The organism is Micromonospora sp. NPDC051141 (genome assembly GCF_044455765.1).
Classification (GTDB): Bacteria; Actinomycetota; Actinomycetes; order Mycobacteriales; family Micromonosporaceae; genus Micromonospora.
In genome coordinates, this window is record NZ_JBITFD010000026.1 from 25,072 (window position 1) to 45,490 (window position 20,419).

Below are 20,419 nucleotides of genomic sequence, written 5' to 3' on the forward strand. Positions count from 1 at the left end.
TGCCGAAGGAAGGACAGTCCCACAGCGACGAGGCCGCTGATTCTCAGGAATCAAGCCCGGTAGTTGTCGCGCCGATGCGACCGGAGTCGGCCGCACTGTCCGACGTCATCACTCACCCAGCGAACCCGCGCAAGGTGCTGGGCGACCTGGGTGACCTGGAGGCGTCGATACGGGAGGTCGGCGTCATCCAACCGCCGGTGGTGCTCCCGGCGGACCGAGTCGCCGCAGCGTGGCCGAAGCACGCCGAGGAGATCGCCGGCGCCAAGTGGGTGGTGCTGGTCGGCGCCCGTCGACGTACCGCAGCCAGCCGGGTCTACGGGGACGACCCGGAGGCCACGTTGAACGTGCTGGTCCGCGAGGACGCCATCGCCGACGACCCGCTGGCGCAGTTGGACGTGATGACGGCGGAGAACGTGGCCCGGGCGCCGCTGAGCCCCGTCGAGGAGGCCCGTGCCTTCGCCGAGCAGGAAGCCGCCGGGCGGAAGCAACGCGACATTGCTGCCAAGGTCGGCTGCTCGCAGTCGCACGTGTCCAAGCGGTTGAAGCTGCTCAAGCTGCCCGAGGCGATGCTGGCCGCGTTGGAGACCGACCAGAGGCCCGACGACGACCAGAGCGACGCACAGGAGCCGGCCCTGCAGATAAAGGACGCGCTCGCGTTCGTCGACGCCGCCGGCGACCAGGAGCTGATGCTCGCCGCGTACCAGCTTCGCGACGACCGCCGGGCCCACTGGAGCGCCGCGAACCTGGTCAACGAGGTCCAGCGGATCCGCGAGCGCCAAGCGACGATCGACGCGGCCGGCAAGAAGCTGGCCGCCGAAGGCACCCCGGTCATCGCTGATCCTCTCAAGCAGCTCGGCAACGACTACTGGCAGCGCCGCCTGACCGGCGCGAAGGCCATCGACGCCGCCCGCAAGGCCGGCGAGCTGGCCGCCAGCGTCGACTCCTACGGGGCGGTCACCTACTACTCGATCGGCCGGAAGCCCAAGGCCGCCGACAACCGCAACCCCGCCGAGCAGAAGCGGATCATCGACGAGAGGGAGCGCCGCAAGTCGATGACCGCACGGGCCGAGGCCGCCGCGCTGCTGGCCGCCCGCGCACCGAAGCTGCCAAAGTCGGCGGAGGACATCATCGACGCCTGGCTGTGGGCACCCGGCAACGAGTGCGCCCAGCTCGCACACCGGTGGCTCGTCGCCGCCGGCATCGGCCCCGACTCGGCCCTGCCCAACTACCGGTGGTGGGAGGACATCCGCAAGGCGGACTGGAGCACCCGGGTACAGGCCGCGCACGCACTCGGGATCGCCCGCCGCGAGGTCCAGGCCCGCGCCACCTACCGGTCCTGGAACGAGAGCGACCAGGCGTGGCTGGACCGCCTCGTCCAAGAAGCCGGCTACACCCCGAGCGAGTGGGAGCAGGGCCGCCTGGCCGCCATCGACCCGCCGGACGGCGAGCCCGCCGCCCACGTTGACGAGGCCACCCCGGAGCGGGTGTCGCTGTCCTTCGACGCCGAGGACGCGTGCTGCTGGCTGCTGCACTACGACCTGCGGATCGACGAGCCGGCCGCGTACGCGGAACACCTGACCAACCCCGACGACGTCGACGCCGCCCAAGCGTGGGCCACTGAACTGCTCGCCGAGCGGCACCGCATCGAGGTCACCGGCTGGTGCGATGGGCAACTGCTTCCCGGTCGACCGGCATACCTCGCGGTGCACGCCGGGGACCCGACCGCCACGGCGGCCGGGACCGGGCCGGTGACGGAGTGGCGGCTGGTGCACGACCCGGTCGACGAACTGTGGCTGCTGCTGGCCGACGACAAGCCCCACGCCGACCACGACGACCTGACCGCCGCCGCCGTCGACCAGGCGTGCGCGTGGGCCACCGGGATCCTCGCCGACGCCGGCGTGGTCGGCCACGGGTGGACCGCCCGCGCCGACGGCAACGCGGCACTCGAGTACGTGGCCGACCTGACCGGGGAGTGCTGACGTGGGCAACGACAGCGCCCCGCTCGTCGCCGACGCTGTCCGGCCAGCAACAGCGACCGTCGGGGAGGTGCAATCGCACGCTGCCGCCCTGGCCTACACCGCAGCGATGAGCGCAGCCGCCGCAGACACCGCCGCCAGCTTGGGGAGCACCATCGCCACCATGGGCCGCCGCCAGGTCGGCACCGACGCGATCGGCCACCTGAGCGCGGCCCAGGGCCAGGCCACGGTGATGGCGGACGCGCTTACCAGCGCCCACCAGATCCTCACGAATCACACGACCGTCGGTGAGGCTTACGCCGCCGCGCCGGATGCCGGCGACAAGAACTGGATGAACGACGACGCGGCCGGCCGGCACCGCGCCCCCGAACCCCGGAAGGACACCATGCCCCCTACCCACCCAACCGGCGACGACCCGGAGCAGCCGTCGACTGGTATCGCCGACCTGCTCGGTTGCGCCGACGGCGATACCTGCCACGACACCGACCGGGTGGCCAGCGCGGCCGGCCCCGCCACCGTGCTGGCGGTGTTGGACTACGGCGACGGTGGCACCCGGTGGGACGGCGGCCAGTATGTCGCGGTCGGCACGTCGCCCGGCACCTGGAATCCGGTGACCGGCGCGGAGCAGCTCGCCGGCGCTGGGCCGGTGGGCTTCTACAACCCGCCGCACCTGGACCCGGCCGAGGCGCAGGCCGCCGCCGGGCACCTCGACGAGCTGGCCGCGCTCGCCGAAGCTGGGCGTCGGCCGTCGGCGCCGACCAGGTGGGGGCGGGCCGCGCAGCGCCTGGAGCACCTGATCGCCGGCGACGCCGACCTCGCCGGTGAGCGGGTCCGGATCGTCGACGACGAGCTGCCGGTGACCGTGACCGACCTGCTGGCCCTGCTGCGGGAGCGGGAGCCGGCCGCCGGACCGCCGACGCGCCGACACGTGGCCACCACGGCGATCCGCGACGCCGGCGGCGACCCAGGCGCGTTGTGGATGGAGCTGGTCGACCACGACGGCGCCGTGGGGGTCGCGGTCACCGGCGTCGAAGGCGACGAGGACCCGGCGGCCGAGTTCTGGCAGCCGTACACCGCGGTGCACACGCCGGCGCAGGCCCGGCACCTCGCCGGCCGGCTCCGCGCGTTCGCCTCCACCGCCTCACGGGTCGGCGGGCCGGCGCTGCACCTGGGCGACGGCATCGTGCTGGACTGGTCGGTGCCCACCGGGGACGGGGGCCGCAGCCTGGAGGTCGCCGACGGGCACGGCAGCTCCGTCCTGCTCGACCTCAACCCGGTTCAGATGCGGGAGCTGTGCGAGGCGTTGACCGAGACGCTCAACGCCGACGACGTCGACGACACGCCCAACGCGTACTGGCCGGCCGCCAACGACCCCCGCTACATCGACTGGTCGGACTACGAGCACGAGCGCGGGATGCTCCTGCAGGTCGGCGACGGCATCGACGCGGTCACCATCACGCTGAGCCCCCGCCAGTTGCGCACCTGGCGCGACCGCCTCGCCGCCGACATCGACCCGCCCCGGTGAGCCCACCGCAGGCGTTCCTGTACGCGCGGTCGGGGCCGTGCTGGAACACGACCCCGACCACTACCTCCGGCACCCGAAACCGCTGAGCAGCAACCCCGAGACACCCGAAAGGCAGACCCATCATGACCGACCTGCGTGCCTACACCCACCCCGAGGTCTACCTCGGCGTTCGGCAGGGCTGGGCCGACCCGCAGTACGACCCGACCCGCATCGACTGGCCCGCCCGGCAGGCCGCCGCCGCGATCCCGTTCCGCGTCGTCAACGGCCGGCCGGTCAACCCGGTCGAGCGCACCGACATCCGCTACGGCCGCAACCGCCTCGGGCACTGGGGCGAGGCGCAGTGCGCCGACGCCGCGGTGACCACCACCGACACCACCGGCGGCCGGTGGATCGTCATGATCGAGCGCCGCGACGGCGGCGGGTGGGCGCTGCCCGGCGGCCACATCGAGCCCGGGGAGACTCCCCTCGCCGCGGCCGGCCGGGAGCTGACCGAGGAGACCGGCCTGGTCGTCGACCTCACCGACCCGTGGGTACGCACGCTGCCGACGCGCTACGTGCCCGACCCACGCTGCTCGGACGAGGCGTGGATGGTCACCCACCTGACCACCGTCAGCCTCGGCGTCTACGAGCCCGACAGCCTGCCTCCACTCGTCGCCGGGGACGACGCCGCCCGCGCGGCCTGGGTCCGCGCCACCAGCTATGCCGACCTCGCCCGCCACCTCGCCACCGCCTACGACGGGATCGTGTTCTCCGCGCACCAGCCGATGCTCACCGACCTGCTCGGCACCCCGGCCTGGCCGACGATCACCACGACCGCCGAGATCAACGGCATCGCCCTGGCCGACATCGGCGAGGACGGCGACATCATCGCCCTGGGCCACCACCACCCGGCCCGACTCCTGCCCGCCCTGCGCCGCTACGCCCTCGAAATCTGGGGCGAGGCCCTGAACCCGGCCGACCCGGCCCACCCGCACGAGCAGATTCACCACGAGTGGGTCGTCAATACCGGCGACAAGATCCCCGGCCTGCAACAGGAGTGGTGCCTGGAAGCGGCGCCGGCCGATGCTCTGGGCGCGTTCCCGGTCACCCGCTGGTGCGAGCAGTGCGCAGCGGGGTCATCAGCCGGCACACGTAGAGCTGCGTCGAGGCGCTAACCCCGCGCCCGGTGCGCGCACCGATGACTCGCCGACGCGAGAGCTAACGGTAGGGGACATCGGAGCGGTCATGCCACCACCCGTAGACCTAAAATACCGACACACTAGGCGACCTGCAGCCCAGGAGAGCACGGTCTGTCGTACGGTCATCCCCATGCATCATTTGGGCGTGACAACGCTTCAACCAAAATGAGGCATGAAGAAAGGGGCGGGAAGCTACGCCTCCCGCCCCCAGGTGGACGTCAGCGACGCTCGCGCCTGGAAAACATGACCGTCGCCGACTGTCCCAACACCGCGAGGACCTTTGCCACCACGGCGAGGTCCTCGCGCTGTCGGTAGGCCGCGACCAGCGCGGCCAGCTCCAGCGTGGACCTCACGACCGGCCAGACCCGCGCTGAGCGCGAGGCCGGCCCTGGTGGCTCCGGCTCCTGCTTCTTGACCACCGAACCTCCAATCCGGTGCCCACGTCCGGGGCGCCCGGGCGGCACCGGCAAGGCGATGAGCCCGGCCTGGAGGTCGTGCGGTTGCAGCAGTGCTAGGCAGTGACGGTACGGATTGACGTGAGATACGCCCGCACCGACACGCCAAGTCCGACATCACGCCGACAGTCGGCGGGCCCGCTTCCGGTCTACGCGCAGGTCACCGGACACCATCGCTGTCATCGATGATCTGGTTGAACAGCACGATCGCCCCGCCGACCGCCGCGCCACCAGCGAGCAGGGCGCCCGCCCAGCCACCGCCAGACGCGATGGTCAATCCGGCAGCCGCGCTGCCAACCAGCAGACTCAGCGCCAGAACGAGGCTCGCCCGCACGCTGAGCAGGTACGGACGCCCGACGGTCCGCGACTCCTTCGCCACCTTCGACTCCAATTCGGATTGGGCCTTGACTCCACGGCACCGTACACTATGGTTTGAAGTCGTGGACGACTCCGTTTCGGAGTCGCGGGAGAAGGGGTCGAGTGTGACGCTGAGCGGGGACCCGTCGGTCGGGGAGTGCTTCCCCATCAATCTGCGCAAGATCCGTGAGGAGAGGGGCCTGTCCCAAGCCGAGCTGGCGCAACGGATGAAGGATCTCGGCCACTCCTACACCCAGGCGACGATCTGGAAGCTGGAGCAGGGTCACCGCGAGCCCAAGCTCTCCGAGGTCGTCGCCCTCGGCGCCGCTCTGGACCTGTGGATCTGGAGCGAGCTAGCCGACAAGCCGGCCACGTTCGACGCGGCGACGGCGCTGGACCGGTGGAGGCGCCGAGCGTACGAGTTGGCCGAGCAGACCCGGGCCGCCGCCGCCGCGCAGATGGACGCACTGGTTCAGCTCGCGTTCGCCGTCAAGGCGGCCGAGGACGCCGGGCTGTCGGTCGAGTGGGCGAGGAAGCGCGCTGGCGGATTCCTGGAGTTGACCCCCGAGGTGACGGTGCTGCGCGAGGTGCTGGCCGCCCGGGCCGCCGACCGGTTGGAAGGTGAAGAGCGCGATCGCCGGTGGGCCGAGGAGGACCGCCTCGTGGAGCAGATCGTGAGCGCGCTCGAAAACTCGGGGCTGCCCCTGGCGATTAAGCCCGAGGACTTCAAGGTCGTGGGACCGAACTCGCCCCGCGACGACGAGGCCGAGACGGCCGACTGACGCCAGGACGCCCGGTCCTGATTCCCCGGAATTCTGCCCACCCCGTCATGCCTTCATAACTGATCTTATCGAGGCATGGAATTGTCGGACCCGGACCGTAGCGTCACCCGGGTTCCGAAGCCCGCAAGACCATCCAGAAGAAGGAAGAGACCCATGACCAACGGAGTCAGCACCAACCCCTTCGAGATCGGCCCGGCCGACACCCCGGAGCAGCGCGTCGCGTACCTGGAGGAGAAGTTCCACAAGCACCGCACCGACGCCGGCGTGCCGGTGCTCAGTGAGGAGGAACTACTCGTCGTCGCCGAGCTGCTCGACCGGCTGAACGAGCTGACCAACCCCGACGGCATCACTCGCGACCCGTGGGGCCGGCTCGCCCGGCTCACGGCGGTTCGGATCTACGACCGGCTCGGCATCTGATCACCCCACGGGAGGAGACCTTCATGGACCGCACCCATCCCGCCGCAGGCGCGGACGATGCCCTGGCAGGGCGGGCGATCGAGGCGTTGACCTCGCTCGCGCGGCAGACCAGGGTCCGTGGTCGCGGCACCCCGGCCGAGGCGACGGAGCCGGTCGACTTCGCCGACCTCGCCGCCCAGGTGCTGACCTCGGTCGCGGCGAACCTCGGCGGCGTCGACGCGCTGCTCGCGGGCCGGCCCGGCTCGTGGGAGGCCGACCTGGTGCGCCAGCTCATCGAGCGCTACGCCGGCGAGGAGCAGATGCTGGCCTGGCGCACCGAGCCGTACCGGCTGCACCTCAGCGCCGACGACGTGTTCGCCGACTTCGGCATCTCTCAGTTGTACGACGCCGACCTCGACGCGGCCATCGAGGCCGCCAGCGCGGACGGCCTCAGCGACGAGCAGGCCGACGCCGTCGGAGCGCGCGAAACGGCGATCGAGGCGCTCTACCAGCAGGACCGCGACGCGTACGCCGCGGCGTACCTCGACGTCGCGCGGGACTGGCTCGCCAAGCGCGGGCTCACCACCGGCGTTGAGCTGGTCCGCACCGACTACGACCACCGCGGCTACAGCCAGAATCGCCAGCCGGAGTGGAACGTCGTGAACGACGCGCTGGACGAGCACGCCCGCCGGAACACCCCGCTGCCGCAGACCGGCGCCCTGCCGGACTGGTCCAATGGCACGCCCGCCGACGCGATCCGGACCGCCGGCCGCACCTACGCCGAGCGCGTCGACCAGGCCGCTGCCGGCGAGGCGACCTCGTGACCGACGCCCAGGCCGCCACCGGGTTGCGGGTGCGGTGCCTGGTGCCGGACCTCGACGACGAGCTGCTGGCCGTGATCCGGCAGGTGGAGGAGATCCTGACGGCCATCGACCCGGGCCAGCCGGGCGAGCCCGACGCCCTGCCCGAACCCCTCGCCGGCGACGAGGCCCTGCGGGCGATGCTGCGGATCTGGGATCTCGTGCGCTCGGGCCAGGGCGAGGACGCCGCGCAGGCCGGCTACGGTCGGCTCCTGGCCCCGAACGGCCGCCTAGAGCTGCTGCCGCTGCGGGTGGTCGACCTGCCCGCCGAGGACCTGGCCGTGCTCGCCGCCGGCGGCGCGCTGCTGCTGCAGCTCTACGACCGTGGCGACGATCTGGTCGTCGACGTCATACACGACCTCGCCCCGGACGGCCGGCACCTGTCGGGCAGCAAGCGCGATGAGCACGAGCGGTACGTCGCTGGCGCGCTGGCCCGGGTGCACGGCCTGCTCACCGCCGTCACCGACCCGCACACCGACCCGGCCGTCGAGGCCGACGCGGTGCTGCTGATCGGCCGCCTTAGCGGCGATCCCCGCGCGGACGTGACCCTCGCCAGCGGCGAGTACGAGGCGTATCGGCGCGTCGCCGTGGCCGCTAACACCGTCTGGACCGGCAGCCCCATCGACCTGATCAAGTACGGGTTCTTCGTCTGAGGCGGCGTGGGCCGGGACCACCCGTAATGGCCCCGGCCCACGCGCTCGATCATCTCCGAGCGCACAGGAGGACGCACCGCATGACTATCGACAGGCAGACCCTCGCCGACCAGCAGCAGGCCGCAGCCAGGGCGGTGACCGACGTGCTGGCCCGTATGCCTCGCGAGTTCGCCACGGCGGGAGAGCTGGCCGCGCTGATGGCGGCGCTGCCGGCTGACACCCCGGTCAGTGTCGCCTGGACCGTGCACGTCGACCCGAACCTGCCGGCCGGCCCGACGGCCACCGCGCACACCGCCGCCGGCGTCACCTTGCTCGGCCCCGATCCGGTCGACGTCGTCGACAGCGACGGCCAGGTCCGCTCGTACGGTCGGCTGACGCCCGGCGTCCAGCTTGCCGCGGTCGTCGTCGCCGAGGGCCAGCCAGCGCCGGCCTGGACCGTGGCCTACCAGCCGTACGAGCGAGCCCAGAACGCTCTGGGCGCCGGCGACGTCGAGACCACTCTGACCGCGCTGGTGGAGCTGCTGCGGTGGATGGCCGACCTGCTGCCGGACACACCAGCGGGAGAGGACGGTACGCCGGAGACGGTGGCGCAGTGGGTCACCGATGCCGGCATCCGGGCCCGGCTCGGCATCGAGGCGATGCGGCTGAACTACAGCGCCGAGCGGCTCACCAACCTGCGCAACGACCTTGCCGACCGGGAGGCCGCCCGACTCCCCGAGGACGACCCGAAGTGAACGCCCCCGTCGACGCCAGCACCCAGCCGGCCCACGACATCCAGGCCCGCCTCGCCGGCATCCTGGCCGCGATCGCCGCGATCGACCCGTCCCGGCACGGCCACACCGGCCCGGACACCCCGGAGATCACCGCCGCGTACGCACGGCGCAACGCCCTGATCTGGACCGCCCTCGCGCTCGCCCAGGAGGCCGGCGTCCCGGCCGGTGTCGGCCACGACCCGACCGACCCGCGCCCGGTCGTGGTCTACCTGGAGCTGCCCACCGGGCAGGTGTCCTGGCACCTGCCCGCCCACCCGGCCGCCTGGGACGGGCACAGCACCACCGCGAAGTACGAGCGGGTCGCCGCGTTCGCCGACCAGACCGAGAGGCCGGGCGCGGCGTGAGGACCGTCGACACCGGCGACTGGGTAGACGACCTGGTCCGCGAGCTGAAGCGCTCCTTGCCGGGAATGGTGCTGCTCGCCCTGGACGTCACCGACGACGGGGCCCTGGCCATCGGGATCCTGCGGGTGCCGCTGGACTCCCGGGATGGCTGGCACGGGCTGCGGATGCTGCTCGCCATCCTGGCCGCCGCCGATGCCCGCGGCCTGGACGTGGTGTGCACCCCGACCGACTCGTACGGCTCCGACAAGCGCGCCCTGGTCCGCGCGCTCGGCCGGGCCGGATTCGCGCCCGTGCTCGGCGACCCGTCCGGGCACACGATGCGCCGCCCCTCGCCCTGCCCCCACCTACGGAAGGACACGAACTGGTGAGCGAGAACGACGTGGCGGCCGGGCCCGCCGCCGTGCCGACGGCCCGCAAGAAAAAGGAGCCGAAGGCCAAGCCGCCGCCGGCCGACCTCGGCCCGATCCAGGTACTGCGACACACCCGCCTGGCCGAGTGGCAGTGGGACGCCGGCACCACATCCGGGCTGATCCCGCCGGCTGACTGCGGCGCCCGGTGGTCGATCGCGGTGGCCGACCAGGTCGCCGCGCGCCGCGAGGAGATCGTGGCCGCCGTGGGCACCGAGGCCCCGATCGGTGGGCACCGGGCCGCCGAGCGGCTGGCCGAACGCACCGGCCTCGACGTGGAGAAGGAGGACGTGGAGGCCCTGGCCGACGCCGGCGCGCTGGCGGTGGCCGGCTGGTACAAGCAATGGCCGCTGTGGGACTGCCGCGCCCTCGACGCCGTCGACGTCGACCAGCTCGCCGCCGCGGTGGCCGAGCGGCAGGCGTGGATCGCCGCCAGCGTCAGCACCTGGGACGCGCCCGCCTACCTCGGATGGCGCCGCGCCGAGTTCGAGAAGGTGGCCAAGGACCGCGACCTGCAGCTCGGCCGGCAGGACCGGTACGCCAAGACGGACCTCGACGCGCTCGCCGGGGATGAGGACTTGGTCGAGCAGGTGCGCGTCGACCGGCTGCTGATGAGCCACCAGGCCGCGACGTTCCTGGAGATTCGGCCGACCGACTTCAAGTACCTGGTGGCCAGCGACCTGCTGGCGCCACGCAAGCACACCATGGTGGAGGTCAGCCGGTATCGGGACGTGAGCGTGCCGCTGTACCGGGTCGGTGACCTGGAAGCGCTGCGGGAGCACCCGGGCATCGACTGGGAGGCCGTGCACGCCGTCAAGCCGGGGGAGCCGTCCCCGCTGCGGGAGTTGGCCCGCCGGCCGGTCGACCGGGCCGCCATCGTGCGCCGGTGGGTGGCCGAGCTGGGCGACCGGCACGGTATCGAGGTGTGGGCGTGGTTTCACCCCGGCGCCGGCCGCTGGGAGGTCGACTGGGAACGCGTCGACGGCGCCCCCAGCGAGAAGGAGATCCGCCAGCAGATCGCCATGCACCCGTACCTGCGCGAGCACCGGCGGGACATCGCGGTGGCCACCGAGGCCGGCGCGGCGATCCGCTGGGCCCGCGCCATGCGCGAGCCCGACGCCGCGGTCATCCTCGACACCGAGACCACCGACCTGCACGGCTACCTCGTGGAGGTCGCCGTGGTCGACGCCTGCACCGGTGAGACGCTGCTGGACACCCTCGTCAAGCCAGGCTGCGAGGTGGAGCCGGAGGCCCGGTGGGTGCACGGCATCACCGACGCCGAGCTGGCCGACGCCCCACCCCTGGCCGAGGTGCTGCCCCGGCTGCTGGAGGTCACCGCCGGCAGGACGGTGCTGGCCTACAACGCGCAGTTCGACCACGCCGTCATCGGCCGGCACACCGGCCGCGACGGTCTCGACCCGGCCCACCTCGGCGACCTCGACACCTGGGCGTGCCTGATGGGTCGCCGCTCCGACTGGCAACTCGTGCGCCGCTGGCTGCCCCTCGGCGGCGGCCACCGCGCGCTGGGCGACTGTCAGACCGCCTACGAGCTGCTGTGCGCCATGACCGCGCCATCACGGACCCCGAAGGCGATGGCCGGCCGGTGACCATCAAGGTCCGCATCGTCGCCAGCGACGCCGACCAGGCCGACGCCGCCGCCCTCGCGGTCGGCCAGGTCCTCACCGTCACCCGGGAGAGCCCACCCCGGCCGCGCCGATCCGGTGACAGCGTCACCGTCTACCTGGACGTCGAACTGCCACCCGTCGACCTCAACGTCGACGCCGCGGACTGGGCCGACCCGGCCAACCGGTGCGGCCGGGCCGGCTGCGGCCAGTACGTGCCACTGCACGACGCGCTGCCGGTGCCCGACCGTCGACGACGCTGGCGTCCGCTACGCCCCGCTGGCACCCGACGGGCCTGCGCCCCGAGCCACGTGATCGAGGGCTGCGCCGGTGATCCACCTCCGCAGTCGAGCCGGACACCGCCGGCGGGCCACCACCCGCCCACGTCAACCGAAGGGAACCCGCCACTCATGAACCCCGCGAGCGACACCGGGCGTGCCCGCTACGACGCCACCGATGTGCCGGCCCTGCGCCGCGGGCTGGCCGACTGGTACGTCAGCGCCCAGGGCGTCAACTTCTACCGGCAGGCCATCCAGCTCGGCCGTCAGCCGATCCGGCCGCCGGGCCCACCGGACAAGGTCGCGCACCTGCTCGCCGCCGCGGAGACGACCCGGCTGCGCGACGGGGACCTGTGGTACGTCGACGAGGACCTGTGCGCGTTGCTCAACGCCGCGCACCCGTCCATGCCGGCGTTCGCGCCCCGCCCGCAGGATCTGCCGTCGAAGGTCGGCTTCGCGGTGTTCGCCGACCCGATCGCCGTCTACCCCGCGCAGGAGGCCCGCGACGATCAGGTCGTTGAGCTGCTCGCCCGCAGCGGGGGAGAGAAGATGCGCCAGGCCAGCCAGCAGCTCTACGCCGGTCAGGCCCCGATCGTCGCGGTGTCGTGGTCACCGGTGGCCAACCCGCACTGGCCGGCCGGCGGGCTGTGGATGTCCTTCTACGCCGCGTCCGGCCTGCACGAGCAGGATGTTTTCACCGACCCGAAGGTGCTGGCCCGGGCCCGGGGCTTACTGCCGCCGCTGACCGTCGACAACGAGGCGGCCCTGGCCTGGCGGCCCGACGGCTACCCCGTCGACGAGTTCCAGCTCCCCGGGCCGGACGCACCGATGACGACGCTGAGCTGGGCGCGGCTGGTGTTCGCCGCGTTCCAGCTCGCCGCGCAGACCAATCTCGCCGAGTCCGAGCAGTTGACCACCGCGCGACCGGAGCGCCGCCGAACCGAACGCGCCGGCCTACCACCCCGCGACGTGCGGGTAGCCCGGCTACGCCGCAACCTGAGCGCCGACCGAGACTCCCACGCCGACCACGGCGGCCGGGAGTGGCGCCACCGGTGGGTCGTGCGCGGCCACTGGCGCCAACACTGGTACCCCAGCCTCAACGACCACCGACCCCTGTGGATCGCGCCCTACCTCAAGGGCCCGACCGACGCGCCCCTCATCGGCGGCGACAAGGTCACCATCATCAACACCCCGCCCACCCAGCGGGACGGGCAGTGAGCACCGCCCTGTCCGGCGAGCTGCTGCCCGCCGTCCCGACCCCCCACCGTGGGCCCCCGGCGATGGGGGGTGTCGCCGGCGACGGCCTGGAGGAGCTGCTGAGGGAGTGGCTGATCTCCTACGCCTCCCCGCACACCCGCGACGCCTACCAGCGGGACCTGCGACACTGGCTGACCTTCCTCGCCGTCTCCGGCGTCGACCCGCTCACCGAGGCCCGCCGGGTGCACACCCACGCCTGGCTACGCGCCCAAGAGGCCACCGGCGGCTCATCGGCGGCGACCCGGGCCCGCCGCCTCGCCGCCGTGTCGGCGTTCTACTCCTGGCTGATCGCCGAGGACCGCACCGACCGGGCCAACCCCGCCGCCATCAACCCCAAACAGAAGCCGAAGACCGACCCGACCCGACCCAGCACTCCCGGGCTGTCCCGCGCCCAGGCCGAGGCGCTGCTCGCCGCCGCCGACGCCGACACCGGCCCCCAGGCCGCCCGCACCGCCGCGATCGTCGCCCTGCTGCTCTACGGCGGGCTGCGCGTGGGAGAACTCGTCGGCGCCGACGTCGAGCAGCTCGGACACAACCGCAACCACCGCGTCCTGCGCTTCACCGCCAAGGGCGGCGGCCCGCACCTGGTCGCGCTGCCCGCCCCGGTCACCCGCCGCCTGGACGCCTACCTCGCCGCCCGGCCCGACCTGACCGAGGCCCGGGTACCCGTGCCGGCCGGGCAGGCCGGAGCCCGACCACGCCGGCCCCTGGTGGCCACGGCCAGCGGCGCCCGCCTCGACCGGGGCGCGGTGTGGCGCCTGCTGCGCCGCCTCGCCATCACCGCGAAGATCCCAATCAAGATGAGCCCCCACGTGCTGCGCCACACCTGCGCCACCCTCGCCCGCGACGCCGGCGCCCGCCTCGAAGACGTCCAGGAGCAACTCGGCCACGCCGACGCCCGCACCACCCGCCGCTACGACCACGGCGGACAGCGCCTCGACCGAGCACCCGCCTACACCCTCGCCGCCTACCTCACCGCCGCCGGCGACGAGCATTCCCCAGAATCAGCGGACGAGGGGACGGCCTGACCGGCGCGGGCGCGCGGCGCGTCGCGTCCCCGGTGGCGTTGACGGAGCGTGTAAGGGAACAAATGTTCGACACGCCGAGGGTGAGCATGGTTAACGCTTCATTTTCGATCTTCGTGGCATTACGCTCAGTGAGAGTTGAAGATCGACGAGGGGGGTAGATGCCCACGATCAGGGTGCACGAGCTGGCCCGCCGGCTCTGCATTACCAGCAACACCACGGTGACGAGCGCGGACATCGTCGCCTGGGCTGAGGCCGCAGGAGTGCGGGTCAGCCCACGAGGAAGCCTGGACGAATCGCAGGCCCACGTGGTGCTGCGGACAACCCGGTGGGGTGGGACTCGCCAGGACATCCAGCAGCTCGTCGCGCCAGAGTGGCCCCCGGCACGCCGGAGCTGGTCGACCGGCTACCAGCCGTCGCGGCTGGGAGCACGATCGGCCATCCCACGCCAGCCCGCCGTCCGGCCGGTTCCGGCACTACCGCCCGCGAAGCCGGTAATCAGTGAGTCGGCGCGGCGCGCGGCTGCGCAGGCCCGTCCGGCTCCGCCGCCGCAGCGTCCGCTGCTGGTGCCGCTGCCGGCCGTTCGTCCGGGCGCGGCCCGTGATCGCCGTCGACGTGGCGGTGGGCCCCCCTCCGTGTCGGTCCGCGAACTGCCGGGATTGGTGCGGGCGCTCCTGCCCGAGCATCTGCAGGGTCGAGAGCGCATCTCCCTGTCCGAGGCGCAGCAGTGGCGGGAGGAGGCCGGCCGGTGGGCGCGGGAGGGGTTCGACGACCGGTCGGTGCGGCGCTGGCTCGGCACGGAACTGGGGCCGCGTGACGCGGGCTATCTCGCCTCGCGGCGCGTCAATCCGGACGTGCTCGACAAGCTCATCCCGGTGCCGGTGACCGTGATGGCCGCTGGCTACGCCATGGCCTCCCTCATGCTGGTGAGTCGTCGACTGCCGGTGGAGGCCGTGTACGACCTGTTGGTCCGGGCCGGGCACCACAAGCCGGTGGTCGAACCTGAACTGGTGCTCGCCAGGCCAGTCACAGCACCGGTCACTCGACCGGCGGCACCGCCGGTGGTGTTCTCCAACCCGGGTGACGTCAACGACCCGGTCTTCGCCGTCGTGCCCTCGCAGCGGCGCCGCACCGCAAAGGCCATCCAGGATGGCGACCGGCGTAACCGTAGTCGCCGCTGACCGGGACCGAAGAGATCAGCGGCGGGTGGGGGTCCGGGGCGGGCGGCGAGATCAACGTCAGCGGGTGGGCCCGTTTAGGCTGCCTGGTCATGCGTGGCGCTGATGCGGAACGGGTGGGTGTTCAGCACCGCAGCCGGCGCACCAGGCTCGCCCCGGTGGATCCGGCGTCCTCGCCCAACCCGCACGCCGCTGAGCCGGTCCACGCGCTGAGACGACCCCACCTGTTCGCCGACACCCAGCTCACGGTCGACGACAGCCAGGTGGTCCCGATGCTTTTAACCGCGCCGACTTGCTGACCCCCGTGTCGGTGATGATCTCTCCGATTACCGCCACCAACGCATAAAGTGACCCCTATGTATGTGATGCGTGACGGTGTGATGGGGTCGCCGTGCGCCGCCGGGAGGCCGCGTCGTGGATAGCCCCGCTGCGGCGGCGGACCGGGCGCGGTGGAAGACCGGCTGGATCATCCGGCCTGGCGATCCGCCGCTGGCTCACCGGCCCAGCCCGGACTTCGACGGCGTGTTCATGTGCCGCCGCAAGGTACCGGCGACGCATGAGCTGCTGAGCACCCGACCGGTCGGCGTCGCCGAGTGCGGCCGCTGCGTCATGGCGATCGGCAGAGCCCGCAAGCGTGCTCTGAATGCCTGGGAGCGGGCCCGCACTGATCGACGCCGGCAGCCCCTGTACGACCCCGACGCCGCGGACCGCGCCGATCGGGCCCGGAGCCGCGGAGTGTCGATCCGAACCATCAGTGGTGGTCTACCGACGCTCGGCCGCCGATGAGCATCGAACGGTGAACCACGCCGACGCCGGTCAGTCCACCGCACGTGCTGCGCCACCCTTGCCCGCGACGCCGGCGCCAGCCTCGAAGACGTCCAGGAGCAACTTGGCCACGCCGACGCGCGCACCACCTGCCGCTACGACCACGGCGGCCAGCGCCTCGACCGGGCGCCGGCCTACACCCTTGCCGCGTACCTCACCGCTGCCGGCGACGGGCATTCCACGGAATCAGCAGACAGGAGAGGGCCGCGGGTGAGACACGCCTCCGATGGGCCACCAGGCCCTCGACTCGTTCCTGACACGGGGATCGTGAGCCGGCCGCCGCCGCAGGACACGCCAACCCGTAAGACGTGCCAACCTTCGGCCGCTGGGTCAGCGTCGTGGGGGTTCGGCGTCGCGCAGGCGAAGCGCGGTGTCGACCAACTCTTGCCGGGCGGCGGCGATCTGCGCGGCGGCCCGGTATGCGGCCTCGGCGGCCGGCTCGTCGACGGAGATCGCGGCGCGGGCCAGGTCCTTGGAGATCGCCTCCAACTGGTCCATGGCCTTGATCAGCGGGACGATTACGTGCACCGGCTCGATGCTCACGTCGGTGGCCAGGCACCGGGCCAACTTCGCGGTGGCCGTGTGGACCTGGCGGGACAGGTACGTCGGGTGGCGGTCGATCATCGCGTGACGCTACGCCTGGGTCGATGGCAGATGCTCAGCCTTCCGTTCCGCACCAAGTGGGCTGACCCGCTCAACTGCGGCGGCGGAGCGTGCCAACCCCATAAGACGTGCCAACCTCGGCGACCATAGCCAGGCACGTGGCTCCTACCGGCCTCTGGCCGGCCTTCTGCCGGAACCGGCCGGAAATCGGCCGGTCCGGCAGAACACAAGTCTTCGGAATTCAGATCCCGGTCGGGTCGGGGCGGGAGTCGGGAACCTCGCCTCGGCACGCCAGCTTGCTCGCCCCGTGACCTCCATGCATGATCGGTCGAGCGACACCATGGAAGTGGAACGACAGTCGCACGCGCTCAGCCGCGCCACTGGCGGTATGCGAAGTAGGCGCCGACCACCGCGACGAGCACACCGACGATCGTCCAGATCGTCTGCGTCCTGGTCCAATGAGACTCGACCTGCGGGGGCACTACCTCCGCCGTGCCACTGTCGCCAGCCTGGGCCGTCGTCACGGTGACATGGTTCCGTCTCCCCCCGTGCAGCACCACATTGATGGCCTGCGCTGTCTGCTCCGACGTCGGCATGGACGTGTCACGGGGCATGGACGCCCGAATCTCGCTCGTTAGGCGGACAAGCGTCGTCCTGATGTGGTCGAGGATTCCCTCCACCCGACCGATGTGCACGTCCCAGTAGAGCCGGCTCACGAGAGAACCCTGGTCATGCCGCTCGTAGTTCATGAGCTTGACCAGATCGGCGGCACCGGGCGGCGACAGCATGACGGAGGTTTTCCCAGCTCTCGCCGTGTTCCGGACGAGCGCCTCAAGGTCTCCAACACCCTGGGCGAAGGGAACCTCTTCACTGATCTTGCCGTGCGCAACCTCGGGAAGGTCCGTAGCACTGATCTGTTCACCCGAAATCTGAAAGCGGATGTTCGCTCCGTCCACCGTCAGTGGGGCGTAGATGATCCGGTATGGCGGAATCGCGCTGTCGTCGTCCCTGTAGCCGCTCAGCTCCTGGCTTGCCCAGTCTCGAAGCTCGGCGTTGCGGGTTTGAGTACCGAGCGCGATGCACTTGCGCAGGACGGAGGCCAGAGGAACCCGGTCGTCGAGCGCATCGCGTTCGATGTCTGCAAGCAGGCTGCCATCACGTCGGGACACGGAGCCATTGTTCACGAGTCCGCAGTTAAGGATGTGAACGGCCCGCGTGCCCTGATCGGGCATCGACGGATCTGGACGTAACCTACGGCGGTGCGCGGCTCACCCCTCCCGCCGGCCCACGTGGTCTGACTCCGCCGCAGCCACGGTGGGTAGCGCCTCGGCCGGGCGGCCGGTCCACACCGTCGCCGCTTACCTCACCGCTGCCGACGACGAGCGTTCCGCGGAATTGGCAGACGATAGGGCCCTTCGCCCACGTGCGGTGGGCGAAGGGCCCTATCGCGTGTCACGTGGATCGTCTAGGAGACGCGACCCGAGATGGTGACGGACGTTCCCGTCGTGAGCTGGGTGAGGGCGAACGTGGTCTGCGGGTTGAGTACCGGCCCGCAGGCCTGCGTCCAGCAGAACTTGACCTTGTAGCCGCCGCTGTTGCCGCCGTTGCGGTACGGCCAGCTACCGGTGATCGTGCCGTTGGAGCCGAAGAAGCCCTGGCTGGCGTAGGGGGTCTTCCCCGAGTAGTAACAGGCGTCGCTGAACTCGCAGATCGGCTGGTTGGAGATGAGCACGCCGAACTCGCGCTCCGACAGCGGCTTGACCGACAAGACGGTGCCGGTGTTCACGTCCAGGACCACGGACTTCGGCTGGCTGGAGTTGAGCAGTGACATGTCGATGGCACCGGCCTCCGCCGAGGCGGGGGCCGACACCACCGCGGCCATCATGAAACCTGCGGCGAGCGTGGTACTCAGTTGGCGGAATCGCTTGATCACAACATCTCCCTCGTGATCGTCAGGAGCGTCACCTCTGCAACGATGCGCGCCCGTCGATAGATGAGAGCTGAGAGTATTGGTGTGATTGCGGTGAGTCAACGGCGATTCGACGTCCTGTCGGAATGTGGCCCGAAGAAAACCTCAGCTCGCCGGCGTGCACTGGGCGGAGATCACCTGACCGGTGGTCACATCAATGACGGCGTGCAGGGCTTGGTGGGACGAGCTGGACGAGGGGGGCTGTGACTCGCAGGTCAAGGCGTTTTGCGCCGGCTCACCGGTGAGGCACGCGATGCTCATGGCGGCTACCAGAGCGGCCCGACTCCAGCCACTGCTTGGCCGTCTGCCGGGGGCGGTGTGCAGACGGTCGAGATCGATCACATGCATGGACAACAGTATCGTCGGCAGCCAGGCCGAGCGGGTGAGGCAGCGCGGACCGCCGTCGCGGTCGGCTCCCCGGTGTCGTTGAACAGGCCATGACCGATCAAGTGCGCCAGACGGATCCCGGGCGCTTCTATGAGGCGTTGGGGCGGACGATGGCAGCCCTGCGTGAGAGTCAGGCACTGGACGGTGCTGAGTGTCTCGACTGGTGGCCGGGCTTGGGCGGGGCGACGTGGGAGATCGAGTGGCAAGGGGGCCCGTTCGCGCACGAGGCCGCCGACGTGGTGCTGCGCGGCATCTACGGCGAGGGCTTAGCCGCTCACGCGCTGCACGGCCTGGTCCGAGAGGGTCGCGACCCGGGTGAGCACTACGCGCACCTGGTGGTGCTCGACGTCCCGGTCACGCTGCGCGCGCTGACGCCTGTCGGCGTTCGTGAGGTTCTGCACCGTATGGCCGCGACAGCCGCTCGTCTGCGCCGGTAGCTGCAGACGACTGAACAGGCCGGCGCCTCGCACGCGCGACACCGGCCTGTTCAGCGCGGCCCGCCACACACAGCCGGACCCCTCCGGCCGGGCGAGCCCCGTACCCCTTCGCTCGGGGTAACGAGAATTAGTCACGTTGAGACACGGCGTCTAGTTCAGGAATCTTCGAGCGCATGCCTGCCTGAGCGTGGCCCGGGGCCGAGGCCTTCAAGGTGGCACGTGATGTCAGGGGTTCTCGTTACGATTCCTGGCTGGCCAGAGCACCTACAGTGATGGTCATGGCTCCCTCGGCCTCGTAACGACTCCGCTGATCGCGGCCGGCCTCTCAGGTAGTGGTCACGCCGCTGGGGAGCCATCGGTGGCCGCCCCAGAGTCGGCGGCCGTCGTAGACGATCCGGCCATCGGCGACCAAGCGGTGCACCGCGACCTGGACGTCGTCCTTCGAGAAGCCGGTGGCGGCGGCCATGGCCGCGATGGTGGCGGCGCCTCCGCGAACGGCGGACAGCACCCGATCAGTCACCACGAGCATCTGCGCCGCGCGCTGCTCCTGCGCCGCCGTCTCCCGCTGGGCCTGCCGCTCGGCCTCGGCGGCTCTCGCGGCAAGGGTCTTCTTCCACGCTACCGACCCGGCTGGTGTGGTGATGTATCGCAGCACCATCGGTCGGTCACCGTAGAGGAACGGTGAACTGGGGCGCGGGTAGTGATGCCCTTGCGTGATGTGATGCTCGGGGTGATCAGGTGCGTCCGTGTTCTTGCAGATCACCAGGCGGCCCGCGTCGACGTGCTCGTTGATGACATCGCCGAACTTCTCCCACGCGATGCCCTGGGTGGGCCACCAGGCCGCGATGCGGGACCTGGTCGACTGAAACGACAGGCCATGGTTCACCTGTACGTCCCAGTCCACGTACAGCTCTTCAACGATGACAGGCCGGTCCGCGCCGTCGGCGAAGCGTAGGGCGCGCCGCGAGAGGGCGACTTGAGGAGAGTCAGGATTTGTCACGTTCCGCATGATGACGGATGGCGGCTGCTCAGCAACAGTGGGTAGCGGACCTGAGTGTGTGGCGTATACAGCGGACGCGGCAGATCAAGGCTATCCGGTGCCGTGACGCGGCCCCTCGGCGAGTTTCGATGG

General features: G+C 71.3%; 22 protein-coding genes. 16 read left to right on the forward strand and 6 right to left on the reverse strand.

Annotated features, from left to right (window positions below; translation table 11 throughout):
• Window positions 1-74: 74 nt before the first annotated feature.
• The 3 genes from ACIA6B_RS31325 (at window position 75) to ACIA6B_RS31335 (ending at window position 4,655) form a co-directional block, all read left to right on the forward strand.
• Window positions 75-1,979 carry a ParB/RepB/Spo0J family partition protein gene (locus ACIA6B_RS31325; protein WP_396778917.1) on the forward strand — a complete coding sequence of 635 codons (1,905 nt, stop codon included), beginning with the start codon at window positions 75-77 and terminating at the stop codon, window positions 1,977-1,979.
• A 106-nt stretch (window positions 1,980-2,085) separates the two neighbouring features.
• A complete protein-coding gene (locus ACIA6B_RS31330) occupies window positions 2,086-3,501 on the forward strand; it encodes a hypothetical protein (protein WP_396778919.1) in 1,416 nt (471 codons plus the stop codon).
• A gap of 122 nt (window positions 3,502-3,623) precedes the next feature.
• Entirely contained in the window at window positions 3,624-4,655 is a 1,032-nt protein-coding gene (locus ACIA6B_RS31335; protein ID WP_396778920.1) for an NUDIX domain-containing protein, read from the forward strand.
• Between the two features lie 242 nt (window positions 4,656-4,897).
• Here ACIA6B_RS31335 and ACIA6B_RS31340 read toward each other — a convergent pair whose 3' ends face one another.
• Both ACIA6B_RS31340 and ACIA6B_RS31345 read right to left on the reverse strand, forming a co-directional pair.
• On the reverse strand, window positions 4,898-5,098 hold the full coding sequence (locus ACIA6B_RS31340; RefSeq protein WP_396778921.1) for a hypothetical protein: 201 nt from the start codon (window positions 5,096-5,098) through the stop codon (window positions 4,898-4,900).
• A gap of 196 nt (window positions 5,099-5,294) precedes the next feature.
• Window positions 5,295-5,513 (reverse strand): hypothetical protein, encoded by a 219-nt coding sequence (locus ACIA6B_RS31345; RefSeq protein ID WP_396778922.1) that lies wholly within the window; start codon window positions 5,511-5,513, stop codon window positions 5,295-5,297.
• Window positions 5,514-5,574: 61 nt separating this feature from the next.
• On the opposite strand from ACIA6B_RS31345, the gene ACIA6B_RS31350 reads away from it, so the two are divergent.
• The 12 genes from ACIA6B_RS31350 to ACIA6B_RS31405 all read left to right on the forward strand — a co-directional run bounded on the left by ACIA6B_RS31350 (window position 5,575) and on the right by ACIA6B_RS31405 (window position 15,365).
• Window positions 5,575-6,273 (forward strand): helix-turn-helix domain-containing protein, encoded by a 699-nt coding sequence (locus ACIA6B_RS31350; protein WP_396778923.1) that lies wholly within the window; start codon window positions 5,575-5,577, stop codon window positions 6,271-6,273.
• Between the two features lie 153 nt (window positions 6,274-6,426).
• Window positions 6,427-6,690, forward strand: coding sequence for a hypothetical protein (locus tag ACIA6B_RS31355; RefSeq protein WP_396778924.1), 264 nt, complete (start codon window positions 6,427-6,429; stop codon window positions 6,688-6,690).
• A 23-nt stretch (window positions 6,691-6,713) separates the two neighbouring features.
• On the forward strand, window positions 6,714-7,493 hold the full coding sequence (locus tag ACIA6B_RS31360) for a hypothetical protein (RefSeq protein WP_396778926.1): 780 nt from the start codon (window positions 6,714-6,716) through the stop codon (window positions 7,491-7,493).
• On the forward strand, window positions 7,490-8,182 hold the full coding sequence (locus ACIA6B_RS31365) for a hypothetical protein (protein ID WP_396778928.1): 693 nt from the start codon (window positions 7,490-7,492) through the stop codon (window positions 8,180-8,182). The genes ACIA6B_RS31360 and ACIA6B_RS31365 overlap by 4 nt, the downstream gene beginning before the upstream one ends.
• A gap of 80 nt (window positions 8,183-8,262) precedes the next feature.
• A complete protein-coding gene (locus ACIA6B_RS31370) occupies window positions 8,263-8,916 on the forward strand; it encodes a hypothetical protein (protein ID WP_396778930.1) in 654 nt (217 codons plus the stop codon).
• Window positions 8,913-9,299, forward strand: coding sequence for a hypothetical protein (locus tag ACIA6B_RS31375; RefSeq protein WP_396778932.1), 387 nt, complete (start codon window positions 8,913-8,915; stop codon window positions 9,297-9,299). Before ACIA6B_RS31370 ends, ACIA6B_RS31375 begins: the two co-directional genes overlap by 4 nt.
• Window positions 9,296-9,667, forward strand: coding sequence for a hypothetical protein (locus ACIA6B_RS31380; RefSeq protein WP_396778933.1), 372 nt, complete (start codon window positions 9,296-9,298; stop codon window positions 9,665-9,667). Before ACIA6B_RS31375 ends, ACIA6B_RS31380 begins: the two co-directional genes overlap by 4 nt.
• Window positions 9,664-11,313, forward strand: a complete 1,650-nt coding sequence (locus tag ACIA6B_RS31385) for an exonuclease domain-containing protein (protein WP_396778934.1) — start codon at window positions 9,664-9,666, stop codon at window positions 11,311-11,313. The genes ACIA6B_RS31380 and ACIA6B_RS31385 overlap by 4 nt, the downstream gene beginning before the upstream one ends.
• Window positions 11,310-12,824: a hypothetical protein gene (locus ACIA6B_RS31390; RefSeq protein ID WP_396778936.1), complete on the forward strand. Its 1,515-nt coding sequence runs from the start codon at window positions 11,310-11,312 to the stop codon at window positions 12,822-12,824. The genes ACIA6B_RS31385 and ACIA6B_RS31390 overlap by 4 nt, the downstream gene beginning before the upstream one ends.
• A complete protein-coding gene (locus ACIA6B_RS31395) occupies window positions 12,821-13,891 on the forward strand; it encodes a tyrosine-type recombinase/integrase (RefSeq protein ID WP_396778938.1) in 1,071 nt (356 codons plus the stop codon). Before ACIA6B_RS31390 ends, ACIA6B_RS31395 begins: the two co-directional genes overlap by 4 nt.
• A gap of 158 nt (window positions 13,892-14,049) precedes the next feature.
• Complete coding sequence (locus ACIA6B_RS31400) at window positions 14,050-15,069, forward strand: hypothetical protein (protein WP_396778940.1); 1,020 nt, start codon at window positions 14,050-14,052, stop codon at window positions 15,067-15,069.
• An 89-nt stretch (window positions 15,070-15,158) separates the two neighbouring features.
• On the forward strand, window positions 15,159-15,365 hold the full coding sequence (locus ACIA6B_RS31405) for a hypothetical protein (RefSeq protein WP_396778942.1): 207 nt from the start codon (window positions 15,159-15,161) through the stop codon (window positions 15,363-15,365).
• Window positions 15,366-16,221: 856 nt separating this feature from the next.
• Here ACIA6B_RS31405 and ACIA6B_RS31410 read toward each other — a convergent pair.
• From ACIA6B_RS31410 to ACIA6B_RS31420, 3 genes are all read right to left on the reverse strand, one after another.
• Complete coding sequence (locus ACIA6B_RS31410; RefSeq protein ID WP_396778944.1) at window positions 16,222-16,515, reverse strand: hypothetical protein; 294 nt, start codon at window positions 16,513-16,515, stop codon at window positions 16,222-16,224.
• 347 nt (window positions 16,516-16,862) lie between these two features.
• Window positions 16,863-17,663 (reverse strand): hypothetical protein, encoded by an 801-nt coding sequence (locus tag ACIA6B_RS31415; RefSeq protein ID WP_396778945.1) that lies wholly within the window; start codon window positions 17,661-17,663, stop codon window positions 16,863-16,865.
• Between the two features lie 296 nt (window positions 17,664-17,959).
• Window positions 17,960-18,427 (reverse strand): hypothetical protein, encoded by a 468-nt coding sequence (locus ACIA6B_RS31420; protein ID WP_396778947.1) that lies wholly within the window; start codon window positions 18,425-18,427, stop codon window positions 17,960-17,962.
• Between the two features lie 596 nt (window positions 18,428-19,023).
• On the opposite strand from ACIA6B_RS31420, the gene ACIA6B_RS31425 reads away from it, so the two are divergent.
• Entirely contained in the window at window positions 19,024-19,287 is a 264-nt protein-coding gene (locus tag ACIA6B_RS31425; protein WP_396778949.1) for a hypothetical protein, read from the forward strand.
• Window positions 19,288-19,612: 325 nt separating this feature from the next.
• On the opposite strand, the gene ACIA6B_RS31430 is transcribed toward ACIA6B_RS31425, so the two are convergent.
• Window positions 19,613-20,287: a hypothetical protein gene (locus ACIA6B_RS31430; RefSeq protein ID WP_396778951.1), complete on the reverse strand. Its 675-nt coding sequence runs from the start codon at window positions 20,285-20,287 to the stop codon at window positions 19,613-19,615.
• Window positions 20,288-20,419: the final 132 nt, after the last annotated feature.

Excerpts from the sequence above, each read along its gene's own strand:
- ACIA6B_RS31325 (WP_396778917.1), top strand. The coding sequence starts at position 75 with ATGCGACCGGAGTCGGCCGCACTGTCCGACGTCATCACTCACCCAGCG.
- ACIA6B_RS31330 (WP_396778919.1), top strand. The coding sequence starts at position 2,086 with ATGAGCGCAGCCGCCGCAGACACCGCCGCCAGCTTGGGGAGCACCATC.
- ACIA6B_RS31335 (WP_396778920.1), top strand. The coding sequence starts at position 3,624 with ATGACCGACCTGCGTGCCTACACCCACCCCGAGGTCTACCTCGGCGTT.
- ACIA6B_RS31355 (WP_396778924.1), top strand. The coding sequence starts at position 6,427 with ATGACCAACGGAGTCAGCACCAACCCCTTCGAGATCGGCCCGGCCGAC.
- ACIA6B_RS31360 (WP_396778926.1), top strand. The coding sequence starts at position 6,714 with ATGGACCGCACCCATCCCGCCGCAGGCGCGGACGATGCCCTGGCAGGG.
- ACIA6B_RS31370 (WP_396778930.1), top strand. The coding sequence starts at position 8,263 with ATGACTATCGACAGGCAGACCCTCGCCGACCAGCAGCAGGCCGCAGCC.
- ACIA6B_RS31400 (WP_396778940.1), top strand. The coding sequence starts at position 14,050 with ATGCCCACGATCAGGGTGCACGAGCTGGCCCGCCGGCTCTGCATTACC.
- ACIA6B_RS31405 (WP_396778942.1), top strand. The coding sequence starts at position 15,159 with ATGCGTGGCGCTGATGCGGAACGGGTGGGTGTTCAGCACCGCAGCCGG.
- ACIA6B_RS31410 (WP_396778944.1), bottom strand. The coding sequence starts at position 16,515 with ATGATCGACCGCCACCCGACGTACCTGTCCCGCCAGGTCCACACGGCC.